Source organism: Janthinobacterium sp. (assembly GCF_009923995.1).
Classification (GTDB): domain Bacteria; phylum Pseudomonadota; class Gammaproteobacteria; order Burkholderiales; family Burkholderiaceae_D; genus Janthinobacterium.
In genome coordinates, this window is sequence record NZ_RFSK01000025.1 from 1 (window position 1) to 14,690 (window position 14,690).

Sequence of the window (14,690 nt, forward strand, 5' to 3'; positions counted from 1 at the left end):
GTGGCCACGCGCTACCTGCCGAACTACCTGGGATGGCGCTGGATACTCGACGCCGGGCGCATCCGCTCGCCAGAAACCTTATTGAAGGCAACATTGGGAGCGTTCCCACACTTGATGGTGACATAGCCAAAAAAAACGGCCCGCAAGGGCCGTTTTTGTCATTCGCAGCAAGCGGACGCCTACAGCAAGACCATATTGTCGCGGTGGATCAGCTCATGGCCTTCCATGTAGCCGAGAATGGACTCGATCTCAGTGGACGGCTTGCGCATGATGCGGCGCGCTTCGCCGCTCGTGTAGTTGGACAGACCGCGCGCGACCGGATGCCCGTCGGCGTCGACGCAGGTGATCACGGCGCCGCGGCCGAACTCGCCATTCACGCCCGTCACGCCGATCGGCAGCAGGGACTTGCCTTCCTGGCGCAGCTTTTGCACGGCGCCCGCGTCCAGCACGACGGCGCCGGCCGTGTGCAGATGATCGGCCATCCACTGCTTACGCGCCGTCAACTGCCCCGTTTGTGCCCGCAATTCCGTGCCGATGGCTTCGCCCTTGGCGAGGCGGCTGAGCACGTCGCTGTCGCGGCCCCAGGCGATGATGGTATGGGCGCCGGACTTGGCGGCGCGCCTGGCGGCGAGGATTTTCGTCAGCATGCCGCCCCGGCCCAGGCTGGACCCGGCGCCGCCGGCCATCGCTTCCAGGGCCGGGTCGCCGGCGATGCCCTGTGTGATCAGGTAGGCGCTGGGGTCCTTGCGCGGGTCGGCCGAGAACAGGCCGTGCTGGTCCGTCAGGATGACGAGCGCGTCGGCCTCGATCAGGTTGGCCACCAGGGCGCCCAGGGTATCGTTGTCGCCGAACTTGATTTCATCCGTGACGACGGTGTCGTTTTCATTGATGATCGGCACCACGCCCAGGCGCAGCAAGGTCGTCAGGGTGGAGCGGGCGTTCAGGTAGCGTTCGCGGTCGGCCAGGTCGGCGTGCGTCAGCAGCACCTGCGCCGTGCCCAGGCCGTGGGCGCGGAAGCTGCTTTCATAGATTTGCGCCAGGCCCATCTGTCCGACGGCGGCGCAAGCCTGCAATTCGTGGATATCGGTGGGACGCTGCTCGAAACCGAGGCGCAGCATGCCTTCGGCGATGGCGCCGGAGCTGACGAGCACGACTTGCTTGCCCAGGGCGCGCAAGCCGGCGATCTGCGCGGCCCAGCGGGCGATGGCGGCATGGTCGAGTCCGCGGCCATCGTTGGTGACCAGCGAGGAGCCGACTTTGATGATGATGCGGGTTGCTTTTTGAATCACGGAATCCATGGGGCGGCGCTCTTCACTTGATAGACGTCAGCGCGCAGGACGCAGCAGCAGCAAGGCCAGCCCTGCCAGCAACTCCATTGCGCACATGAACAACACAAAACCCTGGGGCAAGCCAAAGCTGATGGCCGAAAACAACCGGCCGGCGGGCTGCGCCAGGACCAACATTGCAGTGAGATCGCTGTAGACGGGCGGTTCGCCCTGCCGTGCTGCGAACAGCGCCAGGAGCGCGGTGGCGCCCCAGAGGCCGACATGGGAGGCGTAGAACTGGCTGTAGCCGTTGACGCCATTGAGGAAGATGCCCATGCCGGCCGCCATCTCGTCGGCGAACAGCAAACAGGCGACCGCGCTCAGCCCGTAAGCATACGCGATCAGATGCAATACACGGCGCTGCCACGCTTGCTTGCGCGCTGGCGCGACAGCGGCCGCTTGTACCGACATCAGGATAATGCCTTAGTCGAAAATCTTGAAACGTGGATCATCCGGGTCGATCGACGAGATACCGCGTGCTTCTTCGGTCATCTGCGTTTCTTCGGCGCGGCTTTCGCTATGTTTCTTCTCTTCCAGATGCTGGTAAATCGCATTCACCAGTTCCGGGCAACCTTGATGGTTCAGCGCGGAAATCTCAAACACGGGACCTTTCCAGGCAAAACGCTTGAGGAAGTCCTTCACCAGCTTCTTGCGCTCTTCTTCCGGCACCATGTCGAGCTTGTTCAACACCAGCCAGCGCGGCTTGTCGACCAGCGACTCGTCGTACTTTTTCAGCTCCTTGACCAGCGCCTTGGCTTCCTTGACAGGATCGACGTTGGTTTCAAACGGCGCCAGGTCGACGATGTGCAACAGCAAGCCCGTGCGCTGCAAGTGGCGCAGGAATTGGTGGCCCAGGCCCGCGCCTTCGGAAGCGCCTTCGATCAAGCCGGGAATATCGGCGATCACAAAACTCTTCTCGTGCGACACGCGCACCACGCCCAGGTTCGGGTGCAGGGTGGTGAACGGGTAGTCGGCGATTTTCGGGCGCGCGTTCGACACGGCCGAAATGAAGGTCGACTTGCCGGCGTTCGGCATGCCCAGCAGGCCCACGTCGGCCAGTACCTTCAGTTCCAGGCGCAATTCGCGGCGTTCGCCTTCCTTGCCCTCGCCTTTTTGGCGTGGCGCGCGGTTGGTCGAGGACTTGAAGTGAATATTGCCCCAGCCGCCTTCGCCGCCCTTGGCCAGCAGTTCGATCTGGCCGTGTTCGGTCAGGTCGGCCAGGATTTCGCCGCTCGCGTTGTCGATGATCAAGGTGCCGACCGGCATGCGCAGGTGGATGTCATCCGCGCCCTTGCCATAGCAATCCGCGCCACGGCCAGGCTCGCCATTGCGAGCCTTGTGCATTTTGGAAAAGCGGAAATCGACGAGCGTGTTGATATTGCGGTCGGCCACGGCCCAGATGGACCCGCCCTTACCGCCATCGCCGCCATCGGGGCCGCCGAAAGGCCGGAATTTTTCACGGCAGAAAGATGCGCAGCCGTTGCCGCCATCGCCCGCGATGACTTCGATTTTTGCTTCGTCGATAAACTTCATAATTTTGCCGCCATAAAACTAAAAAGGCTCTACCTTGGGCAGAGCCTTTCGATTGAAGGCTTGCGCCTTACATCATGCGATCATGCGGAGCACGCGCTCCGCGATGAATTACGCTGGTACTGCTTCGTTTGGTACAACGGTCACGAATTGCTTCGAGCCAGCACCTTTGACAACGAACTTCACTTTGCCAGCGATCAACGCGAACAGAGTGTGGTCCTTGCCCATGCCTACGCCTTCGCCGGCGCGCACTGGGGTGCCGCGTTGACGAATGATGATGCCGCCAGCGTTGATAGCTTGGCCGCCGTAGACTTTAACGCCCAGACGTTTTGATTCTGAATCACGGCCGTTTCGCGTTGTGCCGCCGCCTTTTTTATGTGCCATTTAAGACTCCTTGATAGCTGATTAATTCAAACAGCGGCGATTAGCCGTTGATCGAAACGATTTGGATTTCGGTAAAATTCTGGCGATGGCCTTGATGCTTCTGGTAGTGCTTACGACGACGCATCTTGAAAATTTTGACCTTATCATGGCGACCATGCGCCACAACCGTAACCAGTACCGTTGCACCTTCGACCAATGGCGCACCAAATTTAATGGTGTCGCCCGCGCCTACTGCGAGAACTTGATCGATGGTGATTTCGGAACCAATGTCTGCCGGTATCTGTTCTACTTTAAGTTTTTCGCCAGCGACAACTTTGTATTGTTTGCCACCGGTTTTTATGACCGCGTACATGATTTGAAACCTCATCAAATGTTGAAAGAATTTGTCCCGACGCCGTGCAAAGCAAGCCGTACACAACAGGGGGAACCAGCGATTATACACGGACTGAGAAATTGCGTCAAAAAGTATTCACAAAGCTTGACGATCGTGGTATGTCGACAACCTGGACACGATGTCAGGCTTGCGCGGGGCAGACAGGAAAACGCGCGCCAATGACAATAAGAACAATCAATTGCTCGACAGCCATAGCCAAACATCACGCGCGTGCAAGCCATGTCGTATAATCGCGGCACCCACAATCTATTGCAGGTTCGCCTTGTCTGACGCTAACAAACACGTTAACCAAAACACCATCGTGCAAACGATTGCCGCCGATATGGACGCAGTCAACACGGTGATCCGCCAAAAACTGCACTCCGATGTGATTCTGATCAACCAGATCGCCGAATACATCATCAGCGCTGGCGGCAAACGCATCCGCCCCGTGCTGATCCTGCTGGTGGCCAATGCCCACGCGTATCGTGGCACGGCCCACCATGAACTGGCTGCAGTGGTCGAATTCATCCATACCGCCACCTTGCTGCATGACGACGTCGTCGATGAATCGTCGATGCGCCGCGGACGCCAGACGGCCAATGCCCTGTTCGGCAATGCCGCCTCCGTGCTGGTGGGCGATTTCCTGCACTCGCGCTCGTTCCAGCTGATGGTTTCGCTGAACAATATGCGCGTCATGCAAATCCTCTCCGACGCCACCAACGTGATCGCCGAAGGCGAAGTGCTGCAGTTGCTGAACATGCACGATCCGGACGTGACGCAGGAAAGCTACCTGAACGTCATCCGCTCGAAGACGGCCAAGCTGTTCGAAGCGTCGGCGCAACTGGGCGCCCTGATCGCCGGCGCCAGCGAAGCCGACATCGAAGCGGCGGCCGAATACGGCCGCTCGCTGGGCACGGCCTTCCAGCTGATCGACGACGTGCTCGACTATGCCGGCGACGCCGCCGAAATCGGCAAGAACGTGGGCGACGACTTGCGCGAAGGCAAACCGACGATGCCGCTGATCTGGCTGATGGAAAACGGCACGGCGGAACAGCGCGAGCTGGTGCGCAGCTGCATCGAGCAGGGCGACGAGCAGCATTTCGACGCCATCCTGGCCGCCATCACCAACAGCGGCGCCCTCGACTACACGCGCCAGCAGGCGGAAATCGCCGGCCAGCGCGCCGCCGATGCCATTGCCGGCTGGCCGGACAGCGTCTACAAGCAATCCATGCTGCAACTGTGCTCGTTTGCCGTGGACCGCAATCACTGATCGCGGTTTGCGCTGCAGCAAAGACAACGGCGCCGATGGCGCCGTTTTTCATGCACTGCCGAACAGCTACTTGCGCTCATGCTCCATGGCCGCGCCCGCCAATTCCTGCACGATGGCCGGTTCCGCTTCCAGCCGCTCGCTGTAGCGGCTGCCCAAATAATCGCGCCGGTCGCGCACCAGCAGGGTGAATTTGTACAACTCTTCCATCACGTCGACCAGGCGCTCATAGTACGGCGACGGCTTCATGCGGCCATCGTCGTCGAACTCCTGGTAGGCCTTGGCGACGGACGACTGGTTCGGGATCGTCACCATGCGCATCCAGCGTCCCAGCACGCGCAAGCCGTTGACGGCATTGAACGATTGCGAGCCGCCCGACACTTGCATCACTGCAAGAGTTCGCCCCTGCGTGGGGCGCACGCTGCCCGTCTCCAGCGGCAGCCAGTCGATCTGCGACTTGAACACGCCCGTGACGGCGCCATGGCGCTCGGGACTGCACCACACCTGCCCTTCCGACCACAGCGACAGCTCGCGCAGTTCCTGCACTTTCGGATGCTCGGGCGACACGCTGTCGACCATAGGCAAGCCGTGCGGGTCGAACACGCGCGTGTCGGCGCCGAAATGGCGCAGGATGCGCTCCGCCTCCAAGGTCAGCAGCTTGCTGTACGAGCGTTCGCGCAAGGAGCCATACAGCAGCAGGATGCGCGGCGCGTGCGTGGACAACTGCGCCGGCGCCAGCTTGTCCAGATCCGGCACGTCCAGGTGCGCGGCGCTGATGTTGGGCAACTCATTGGGTAAATCACTCATTCAGGCCACCGGCTTGCCGTCGGCGCCCACCACGGGCTGGCCATCTTCCTTGGCAAATGCACCCCGTTGCGGCAGCGGCAGGATCTCCAGCACCTTTTCCGACGGCCGGCACAGGCGCACGCCCAGTTCCGTGACGACGATGGGGCGATTGATCAGGATCGGATGGGCTTGCATGGCGTCCAGCAGAGCCGCGTCGGACAAGTCCGGATTGGCCAGGCCCAGTTCCTCGTACAGGGCGCCCTTGTCGCGCATGACGGCGCGCACGGACAGGCCCGCGCGGGCGATCAGGTCCAGCAGTTCCTCGCGCGAAGGCGGATGCTTGACGTAATCGATGATGACGGGCTCGACGCCCGTGTTGCGGATCAGGGCCAGGGTGTTGCGCGACGTGCCGCAGGCCGTGTTGTGATAAATGGTGATGCTCATGTCGTGGTTTCCTTCGGTAAAGTGGTGGTGCCCGGCAGGCAGCACGACGCGCCCGCGCAGCAGTTCTCGGTCAGGAAGGCCAGCAAGCCGTTCATGCCCGCGTAATTGGCCGCGTAGATGATGGAACGCCCCGCCTTGCTCGCCGTCACCAGATTGGCATGCGCCAACTCTTTCAAGTGAAACGACAGGGACGACGGTGCAATGGCCAGCGCCTCGGCGATTTTCGTGGCGGCCATGCCTTCCGGCCCCGCCTGCACCAGCAGGCGGAACACGGCCAGCCGCGATTCCTGCGCCAGCGCGGCCAGGGCCGCAATGGCTGCCGTGCTGGTCAGCGGCGCTGACGGCACAGCGCTTGTCTTTTCATTTTCCATATTTCAATAATAATCGAATTATGGAATTAATACCAGACTTCATCTGCGCCTACGTAACCCAGCGCACCGACCGGCATGGCCAATCGGCCTACCTTGATAAAAAAATCATTGCGATTGGCTACCCATGACACGCTCGACACCCCTGAAAATCCTCGGCTGGAGCCTGGCCGCCCTGCTCGCCCTCCTCGTCATCCTCGTCATCCTCGTGTTGACCTTCGACTGGAACCGCGCCCGCCCCTACATCAACCAGAAGGTGTCGGACAGCACGGGACGCAGTTTCGTCATCGCCGGCGACCTGAAAGTGCAATGGCAGCAGGGACTGAAGACGGAACCGGGCTGGCGCCGCTACGTGCCCCGCCCCCGCATCAGCGCCGAGGATGTCCGCATGAGCAACCCGGACTGGGCCACGGCCGGCCCGCAGATGGCCAGCGCCAGGCGCATCGACGTGGCCCTCCACCCGCTGCCCCTGCTGCAGCACAAGGTGGTGCTGACGGACCTGGCGCTGGACGCGCCGCAGATCGCCCTGCAGCGGCGCGCCGACGGCAGCAACAGCTGGACCTTGAAGGACAATGGCCCGTCGCCATGGGAGGTGGAAATCCAGCGCATGGCCTTCGGCGACGGGACCATCCGCTACCTCGACGAAGGCATCGCCCTGGACGTGCACGCCAAGGTCAGCTCGACGGCACCCGACGCCACGCCGGGCGACGCGCAAGGCAATACCCCCGTGCAAAAATACGGCATTGAATTCACCCTGGGTGGCAGCTACCGCAAGGCGCCCGTGACGGGCGGCGGCAAGGCCGGTGCCGTGCTGTCCCTGACCGACAACAACACTGTCTACCCCGTGCAGGCGCACGCCGTGCTGGGCAAGAACAAGGCCAGCATCGCCGGCACCCTGACGGACCCGCGCTCGCTGTCCGGTATCGATCTGCAGCTGAGCCTGGCAGGCGCCAGCATGGCCGACCTGTATCCGCTGACGGGCGTGCTGCTGCCGGAAACGCCGGACTATGCCACCAAGGGCCGCCTGCTGGGCAAGAAGGATGGCGACGCCTGGAACTGGACCTATCAAGACTTCAAGGGCACGGTGGGACAGAGCGATCTGGCCGGCACCCTGCAATACCTGCCGCGCCAGCCGCGTCCCCTGCTGCGCGGCGAAGTGACGTCGCAGCAACTGCGCCTGGAAGACCTGGGCCCCACCATCGGCGCCGACAGCAATGCGCAGAAACAGGCGCGCGGCAAGGCACCCGTGCAGCCCGATGACAAGGCCTTGCCCGTGGAACAGTTCAACACGGCCAAATGGAATGCGCTTGACGCCGATGTGAAATTTACGGGCAAGAAACTCGTGCGCACGCACGACATTCCCTTCAACGACATCGTTGCGCATATCCACATGAAAGACAAGGTGCTCAGTTTGACGCCGCTCAACTTCGGCATGGCGGGCGGCGACATCACCTCGAACATCACCCTCGACGGCCGCCAGAAAACCATCGCCGCGCAAGCCAAGGTGGCGGCGCGCCACCTCAAAATTCGCGAACTGTTTCCCAAGCTGCAATCGATGCAAGCCAGCTTCGGCGAAGTGTATGGCGACGCGGCGCTCACGGGCCATGGCAATTCCGTCTCCGCCATGCTGGCCAGCGCGAATGGCGAACTGGCCGCCACCGTCAGCGAAGGCTCCGTCAGCCAGTTCATGCTGGAACTGGCGGGCCTGAACCTGGCCAACGCCGTCTTCGTGAAAATCTTCGGCGACAAGCAGGTGCACCTGAACTGCCTGGCCAGCGACTTCGCCGTGACGAATGGCCAGGCCGACGTGCGCCGCTTCGTGCTCGATACGGACACGGCCGTCGTCAACGTCACGGGCAACGTCAACCTGGCCCATGAAACCCTGGACCTGGACGTGCGGCCCCGTACCAAGGGCGCGCGTATCATCACCCTGCGCACGCCGCTGTACGCGAAAGGCACGTTCAAGAACCCGGACGTGGGCCCGCAAAAAGGCCCGCTGGCCTTGAAGGCGGGCGCCGCCGTGGCCCTGGCCACCGTCGTCACGCCGCTGGCGGCCCTGCTGCCCCTGGTCAACGTCGACAAGGCCCCCGACACGGACTGCGCCGCCGTCATGGCCCAAGCGAACGCCACACGCAAGGCCCCCACTTCGCCGGCGACAAATGCACCCGCGAAAAAGGTCAGCGAGGCGGACATCAAGAAAGCGCAGCAAGAAAAGAAATAGACCTTGACGCAGCCGCTTGAAACCCGTCCCGCCATCTGCTGTAATACCAGTAAGCGGGGTGTGGCTCAGCCTGGTAGAGCGCTGCGTTCGGGACGCAGAGGCCGGAGGTTCGAATCCTCTCACCCCGACCAAGATTTTGTTGAAAATCAGGGCCGAGGGAACTAATGGTCAAGTTTGGCTACTGCCGAAGCAATAGCCTACGATATCTCATAATACTTCCGAGCCGAGATTTTTTCTCCCATTGTCGGTTTGGCCGACGCTAAATAACGCGCCCGAAATATCACAAAATCCGCCACTAATAACTTCACGTAACTTCGGGCTGTGAAAGGCCTCAATCAGTCGAACTGAGGCCTGTCTACCTCCTCCAACGTTGCCGCGAAACTGCATTCCCTCAAGCGTTTTTCGAGCATCTCCTGAGGAGGAAAGTCCATTTCCAAAGCGCGATAATAACCTTCAACGTCCGTGTCATCGAATCCCTTCACTCGATAGTCGACAGAGACTATACATCGCGCAAAAAACTCTGCCTTGGGCGACTTCCTTAGAGCAGCAATAACACCGTCCGCCACGTTGCCATGCGAACCTATTTGAATTGGTGCCATCAGGGTGAAATCTTCCACTCCGCGCGTCAGACCAAAATACATCGCCCCAGAAATCACATTAATTAGCGTATCCCAGTGGCAGTAGCATATATCATCGCTGTACAGACCATCGCGCAAATATGAATTAGTGACAACCAAACCAAATACTCTAGTCACTTTCCCACGCAAGCTTTCATCGTTCGCCCATTCGGCAATTTGGTTTAGGTCATGCTTTAGGGCGATACATTGCTTACGGCATTGCCCAGCTTTTTTCTCTAGCCGTGCTTCGGTCTCATGAAACTCATAAGCCTCAGCTGGAGAAGGAATCGAGGCCGTTTCAATAACAAACGCAGTGTCATCGATTACGATCAGCAAGTCGATATCCTCGTCCGGTTTGTGGCGCGGACTTAATGCCATCCCGACAAAATGCATGTGACTCTGATGCAAACTTTTTACGATTGCGCTACGTATCGCCTCTGCCAATATCGCTTCGTTAGCGGGACCTTTGCTATCAAAGGCAATCGCGAGTTTTTTATGATTTTTGGCCCAGGCGCTCAGCAGGCGAGCATGGTGCACTCCTTGCAGGGGCCACCAAAGTAACATCACATCATCCCCTGCAGACAGCAACGGCTTGTCCCACAACGTAACGCCTTTGGCGGATGTGAAGCAGAGAAAATCAATACATTCCCTTAGCTTATCTGAAGATAACACCACACATTCTCTAAGTGTGTTGATTAATTCATGTTTCGAGATGCGGCTTGCGACTATCATCGATAGTTTCTTCTTATCCGCGAGTATATCTAGCGACTGTGCCAAGGTGTGAAGTTGGCCAGCTATCGTCGCCAGCTCACCCCAAATAACCATGATCTCGCTGACACACAGTCCCACTTGAGGATGAATCTCTTGGATAAAGTTTCCCAGCGTGGCGTCTTGCAGAATACCGTGCGAGCGACGTGCTTCCAGTAAAACCTCACGCTCCTCCTCCGGTACCAGAAAAGCGGGCAGAGCCTGCAAGGTCAAGCGGCCATCACACAGGCGTATGTATGGAATTAAAACGTTGTTGTTGGGAGTAACCGAATTGGCACCTTGGGAGTTCTCGAAGGCTCGTGCCATCAAGGCTGGGCGTCGCGCAAGATCGACAGTAGCACGCGATACCAAATCACTGTCACGTTCATCAACAACGTAGCTTCGACCATCCGGGGTGACCACAACAGCCGCTCTCCACCAAACCACCGAGTTCCAAACCCTCTGGATCGACAAACTGTGCTGGGCGAGGGCCATAAGTTGGTTCATTGTATCGTCTAAGGGGAACTCCTCTCGCCGTTCGCCCCCCAGATTTCCCAGCCCACCTGTCCGCCCCAGCAGTTTCAATGCACTACCGATGGCGTCCACAATTGCTTCCATAGGCACTTGTAAAGAGTGAGAGTTACCGGCTCCATCGGTAAAGCACCGCATTTCATGCATTCGCTCACTGGAAATAGCTTCTACCCCCTCCAGAGCTTTTTTAAAACTATTGAATACAGTTAGCTGTACTTCGTTTATACGTGTGGAGAAAAACGGGGAAAGTTCGTCAATTTTTCGAAAGTGAAGGTTTGATGCAAGGTGCTCAACACTCCCCTGCACGCGCTCAGTCTGATGAGCTAGCACAAGCCCTAGTAGATAGACGTGATAATCTGCCGGGCTACTATCATGTTGCGCCAGATAGGCTTGATGCCAGACATCTCGGTCGAAACCGTAGCCGGTAGGATTAGGTAAGGAAGTAGGCGCCTTCCTGAGAGTTTCAGCAAAATTTAGTTTCATGAGATAGGCCTTTCTAAAGAGAAATAAGGACGCACAGCTTAATTCTGTAGTGAGGTGGAGTAACCTACTAACTTAACTACGTGAACCGCCAAATAATTGCCCAATCCATTGTTATTTTCAACATTAAATTCTTGAGAAAATTTACGATGAAGTATCTATACAAATTCGAAATTAATCAATTGGCAAGAGAGCGAAGATTTTACGCTAATACACATCAGATGAAGGCTGGCTATAGTCTTGCGCGCTCCTTTGAAAATAGTAATTTAAATCACCACTAAAAATAGCGCTATGACAATAAAGACATTCTGCAGGCTAATTGTCTTCGCTTATCGATTTATCAGCAAAGTGTAGAGTGTCGAAATTTTAATCAAAATGGCCAAGATCCGTACGAGTACTGGCTCATAGAATATGAGCTCGTTATTCGGGACGCAGAGGCCGGAGGTTCGAATCCTCTCACCCCGACCAGCCCCTTCCGCCTGGTCCGGCCAACATCGACTGCTGATACCTTGACCTGTGCGTTGGTGTGTTGCTGAGAAGTATGATATTAATTGAGCAATTAATATCCTGTACACTTCTCGCGCGAGGGCCTGGTCATATGTCTTTCCTGATAGTTCTGGCCGCTCTGGCCTTCCTCATGCTGGCCGCCTACCGCGGCTACAGCGTGATCCTGTTTGCGCCCGTGGCCGCACTGGGCGCCGTGCTGCTGACCGATCCGTCCGCCGTGCCGGCCGTGTTCAGCGGCATCTTCATGGAAAAGATGGTGGGCTTCATCAAGCTGTATTTCCCCGTCTTTTTGCTCGGTGCCGTGTTCGGCAAACTCATCGAACTGTCCGGTTTTTCCCGCTCCATCGTCGTAGCCGCCATCCGCTATATCGGCAGCGCGCGGGCGAATGCCGTCATCGTGGCCGTGTGCGGTGCCCTCACCTATGGCGGCGTGTCGCTGTTTGTGGTGGTGTTTGCCGTGTATCCGTTCGCGGCGGAACTGTATCGGCAAAGCAATATCCCCAAGCGGCTGATGCCGGGTGCCATCGCCCTGGGCGCGTTTTCGTTCACCATGGATACCTTGCCGGGCACGCCGCAGATCCAGAACATCATCCCCACCACCTTTTTCAATACCACGGGCTGGGCCGCACCGTGGCTGGGCACCATCGGCGCCATCCTGACGGTAGTGTCTGGCCTGGCTTTCCTCGAATGGCGGCGCCGCTCCGTCATGGCGACAGGCGAAGGCTATGGGGCCGAGGCCGAGCAGTCCACGGCCGACGCGGGCGACCTGCCCCATCCGCTGCTGTCGGTGGCGCCCCTGGTGCTGGTGGGCGTGGCCAACTTTGCGCTGACCAAGCTGATTCCCCACTGGTATGGCGACAGCTATGTGCTCTCCGCCGACGCGCTGCCGGGCCTGCATGCGCCCGTGTCGACGGCCATCGCTTCCGTGACCGGCATCTGGGCCGTGGAAGGCGCCTTGCTGCTGGGCATCCTGCTCGTGTGCGTGACGGCCTTCGGACGCATCCGCGCCGCCTTTGCCGAAGGCACCAAGGCGGCCGTGGGCGGCGCCTTGCTGGCGGCCATGAATACGGCATCCGAATATGGCTTCGGCGGCGTCATCGCCGCCCTGCCCGGCTTCCTCGCCGTCAGCAATACCTTGCGCAGCGTGCCCGACCCGCTCGTCAACGCCGCCGTGTCCGTGACGACCCTGGCCGGCATCACGGGATCGGCCTCGGGCGGCATGAGCATCGCGTTGGCCGCCATGTCCGACAGTTTCATCCAGGCGGCCCGGCAGGCGCACATCCCGCTGGAAGTGATGCACCGCGTGGTGGCCATGGCCAGCGGCGGCATGGATACCCTGCCGCACAACGGCGCCGTGATCACCCTGCTGGCCGTCACGGGCCTGACGCACCGCCAGTCCTACCGCGACATCTTCGGCATCACCATCATCAAGACCGTCATCGTGTTTTTCGTGATCGGCATCTATTACATGACGGGCCTGGTCTAAGTAGGTCGTGGGAAATGATTGTGAAGTTATGACGAACAGAGCCGGATGCGCTGCAAGGCGCCCGTTGCGATGCAGTGCGGGCACTGCTAGCAGCGGGCAAGCCTCGTCGGCCACCTTGCAGGGCGCCGGTTATGGAACTCAGAAATCACCATAATTTATTGCGACCTGCTTAGCCTACTGCCGCGGGGACGGTGCCGGTTCCACCATGGCGTGCGCCGGCTTGAACAGGTGGCTGATGCCCATGGTCAGCAGCGGGCCGGCCAGCGCCAGATAGGAACTGTCGACGCCGTACGGATTACCTGCCAGGAACCAGCCGATGGTGGCGATCACGGACACGATCACGCCGATGAAGGCGCCGCGCGGCGTACCGAACTTCGGCGCATAGAAGGCCATCAGCACCAGCACGGCCAGGGTGGCGCGCAAGGCCTTGCCGAGGAAGGCGATCATCAGCAGTTTTTCCGCATACAGGGCCAGCACCAGCGGCAGCAGGCCCGCCACGACGATGGCGATGCGCAGGAACAGCATCGATTTCGCGTCGTTTTTTGCCTTGTTGAACCACGGATCGTAAAAATCCTTCATGGCCAGAGTGGCCGATGCCAGAGTGGTGGCGGAAATGCCGCCGAACAGGGCGCCGGCCAGGCCGACCACCATGATGCTGGCGGAAAACGCAGGCATGTGGGCGATCAGTGTCGGGAAGGCATCGATGGATTTCATGCCGGGATACAACACGGAACTGCACATGCCGATCAGGGCCGCCATCAGGCCGAACGGGATCATCAAGGACGACACGTAGTAGCAGGCGCGCTTGGCGACGGCTGGATTGTCCGTGCTCACCAGCGCCTGGATCACATATTGCGTGGCGAAGATGGAACCGATGCCGCCGATCATCCAGGCGATGATCTGGCCCCAGCCGATTTCCACCCAGTTGAACATCTTGGCCGGCAGCTGCGCCTGCAGCGCGCCGATGCCGCCCGTCGCTTCCAGCGCATACGCCAGCGCCAGGATCACGCCCAGGTACTTGACGATGGAATGGGCGAAATTCGTGTACACCACCGAGCGCATGCCGCCCAGGCTGACATAGATCACGGTAATGGCGCCCACCAGCAAAATAGCCACGGTTTTATTGATGTGCAACACGGCGGCCAGCACGGCGCCGCCGCTCGCATACAGGGCGACGGCGACGATGCCCAGCGCGACGATGGTGAGGATGGATGCCGCATAACGCACGGGCTCGCCATACGTTTGCGCCAGGATGCCGGAAATCGTCGACTGCCCGCTTTCCTTGTATTTTTTGACCAGCACGAGGGCCAGCAGCAAAAAGCCCAGCGACAGCGCCACCAGGTTCCAGGCGGCGGAAATGCCCAACTCATAGCCCTTCTGCGCCGTGCCGATGCTGACGGAACTGCCGATGAATTCCGACAGCAGCAAGGCGCCGATCAGGAAGGCGGGATAATTGCGCCCGCCCGCCGTCATGCCTTCGCTGCTGTTGGCATGCTTGCGCACGCTGTACGTGATGTAGCTCATGAGGGCAAAATAGCCCACCGTGACCCCGGCGATAATCATCAATCTGTTTTCCATCTGTCTACTCCAAGTCTGCTTTTCTTATTATTATTTTTTAAAA

At 59.4% G+C, this 14,690-nt stretch carries 13 protein-coding genes, 1 tRNA gene and 1 pseudogene; 5 read left to right on the forward strand and 10 right to left on the reverse strand.

Going from position 1 to position 14,690, the window contains the following annotated elements:
- A pseudogene (locus EBS11_RS14050) lies at positions 1 to 126 on the forward strand (IS1595 family transposase); the annotation flags it as partial.
- A 53-nt stretch (positions 127 to 179) separates the two neighbouring features.
- On the opposite strand, the gene proB reads toward EBS11_RS14050, so the two are convergent.
- The 5 genes from proB to rplU all read right to left on the reverse strand — a co-directional run bounded on the left by proB (position 180) and on the right by rplU (position 3,591).
- Positions 180 to 1,298 carry a glutamate 5-kinase gene (gene proB, locus EBS11_RS14055; RefSeq protein WP_290603570.1) on the reverse strand — a complete coding sequence of 373 codons (1,119 nt, stop codon included), beginning with the start codon at positions 1,296 to 1,298 and terminating at the stop codon, positions 180 to 182.
- A gap of 27 nt (positions 1,299 to 1,325) precedes the next feature.
- Positions 1,326 to 1,736 carry a DUF4345 family protein gene (locus EBS11_RS14060; protein WP_290603572.1) on the reverse strand — a complete coding sequence of 137 codons (411 nt, stop codon included), beginning with the start codon at positions 1,734 to 1,736 and terminating at the stop codon, positions 1,326 to 1,328.
- A gap of 12 nt (positions 1,737 to 1,748) precedes the next feature.
- Entirely contained in the window at positions 1,749 to 2,858 is a 1,110-nt protein-coding gene (gene obgE / locus EBS11_RS14065; protein WP_290603574.1) for a GTPase ObgE, read from the reverse strand.
- A gap of 108 nt (positions 2,859 to 2,966) precedes the next feature.
- Positions 2,967 to 3,239, reverse strand: a complete 273-nt coding sequence (gene rpmA, locus EBS11_RS14070) for a 50S ribosomal protein L27 (RefSeq protein ID WP_070219281.1) — start codon at positions 3,237 to 3,239, stop codon at positions 2,967 to 2,969.
- 40 nt (positions 3,240 to 3,279) lie between these two features.
- Positions 3,280 to 3,591, reverse strand: coding sequence for a 50S ribosomal protein L21 (gene rplU / locus EBS11_RS14075; protein WP_038500602.1), 312 nt, complete (start codon positions 3,589 to 3,591; stop codon positions 3,280 to 3,282).
- A gap of 304 nt (positions 3,592 to 3,895) precedes the next feature.
- Here rplU and ispB point away from each other — a divergent pair, with 304 nt between their 5' ends.
- Positions 3,896 to 4,885 carry an octaprenyl diphosphate synthase gene (gene ispB / locus EBS11_RS14080; RefSeq protein WP_365955432.1) on the forward strand — a complete coding sequence of 330 codons (990 nt, stop codon included), beginning with the start codon at positions 3,896 to 3,898 and terminating at the stop codon, positions 4,883 to 4,885.
- Between the two features lie 66 nt (positions 4,886 to 4,951).
- Here the strand turns inward: ispB and arsH are convergent, their stop codons facing one another.
- Genes arsH through EBS11_RS14095 form a run of 3 tightly spaced genes read right to left on the reverse strand, consistent with a single transcriptional unit; the run spans position 4,952 to position 6,444 of the window.
- Positions 4,952 to 5,689 carry an arsenical resistance protein ArsH gene (arsH, locus tag EBS11_RS14085; RefSeq protein WP_290603578.1) on the reverse strand — a complete coding sequence of 246 codons (738 nt, stop codon included), beginning with the start codon at positions 5,687 to 5,689 and terminating at the stop codon, positions 4,952 to 4,954.
- Entirely contained in the window at positions 5,690 to 6,112 is a 423-nt protein-coding gene (gene arsC, locus EBS11_RS14090; RefSeq protein WP_290603579.1) for an arsenate reductase (glutaredoxin), read from the reverse strand.
- Positions 6,109 to 6,444, reverse strand: coding sequence for a metalloregulator ArsR/SmtB family transcription factor (locus EBS11_RS14095; protein WP_290603678.1), 336 nt, complete (start codon positions 6,442 to 6,444; stop codon positions 6,109 to 6,111). The genes arsC and EBS11_RS14095 overlap by 4 nt, the downstream gene beginning before the upstream one ends.
- Positions 6,445 to 6,607: 163 nt before the next feature.
- Between EBS11_RS14095 and EBS11_RS14100 the strand changes: the two genes are divergently transcribed.
- Both EBS11_RS14100 and EBS11_RS14105 read left to right on the forward strand, forming a co-directional pair.
- Positions 6,608 to 8,701, forward strand: a complete 2,094-nt coding sequence (locus tag EBS11_RS14100) for an AsmA family protein (protein ID WP_290603580.1) — start codon at positions 6,608 to 6,610, stop codon at positions 8,699 to 8,701.
- Between the two features lie 54 nt (positions 8,702 to 8,755).
- Positions 8,756 to 8,832: transfer RNA gene (locus tag EBS11_RS14105), tRNA-Pro, on the forward strand.
- A gap of 204 nt (positions 8,833 to 9,036) precedes the next feature.
- Here EBS11_RS14105 and EBS11_RS14110 read toward each other — a convergent pair.
- Positions 9,037 to 11,079, reverse strand: a complete 2,043-nt coding sequence (locus tag EBS11_RS14110) for a hypothetical protein (RefSeq protein WP_290603581.1) — start codon at positions 11,077 to 11,079, stop codon at positions 9,037 to 9,039.
- A gap of 595 nt (positions 11,080 to 11,674) precedes the next feature.
- Between EBS11_RS14110 and EBS11_RS14115 the strand changes: the two genes are divergently transcribed.
- Positions 11,675 to 13,069, forward strand: coding sequence for a GntP family permease (locus EBS11_RS14115; protein WP_290603582.1), 1,395 nt, complete (start codon positions 11,675 to 11,677; stop codon positions 13,067 to 13,069).
- 174 nt (positions 13,070 to 13,243) lie between these two features.
- On the opposite strand, the gene EBS11_RS14120 is transcribed toward EBS11_RS14115, so the two are convergent.
- Positions 13,244 to 14,647, reverse strand: a complete 1,404-nt coding sequence (locus EBS11_RS14120; RefSeq protein WP_290603584.1) for a sodium:solute symporter family protein — start codon at positions 14,645 to 14,647, stop codon at positions 13,244 to 13,246.
- Positions 14,648 to 14,690 lie beyond the last annotated feature (43 nt).